The organism is Halomonas sp. ND22Bw (assembly GCF_003011945.1).
Classification (GTDB): Bacteria; Pseudomonadota; Gammaproteobacteria; order Pseudomonadales; family Halomonadaceae; genus Halomonas; species Halomonas halophila.
Map to the genome: position 1 here is coordinate 1 of NZ_PXWD01001346.1, position 253 is coordinate 253.

The 253-nt window shown below is 66.8% G+C and carries 1 protein-coding gene; it reads right to left on the reverse strand.

Annotation, left to right across the window (positions count from 1 at the left end):
• On the reverse strand, positions 1-234 hold a 234-nt coding region (locus CVH10_RS22570), incomplete at its 3' end, for an MFS transporter (protein WP_369335980.1).
• Positions 235-253: the final 19 nt, after the last annotated feature.

Genomic DNA, 253 nt, shown 5'->3' on the forward strand with positions numbered 1-253 from the left:
GATCAACGTCAGCCGGTCGATCACCGGCTCCGGCACCCGGCCCGGCACCGCCTGCTCCGGAAAACCGGCCGCCGCCAGGATAAGGCCGCAAACGAAGATCCCGATCCCGCTGGTGCATTTCTGGACGAAAAAGCCGCCGGCGAAGAACATGCCCTCCGATCGACGACCCGTGCGCACCTCCGAATCCTCCACCACATCCGCCAGCATCGACGCGCCGAGGATATAGGCGGTCACCCCACAGGCCGTGCCGAGC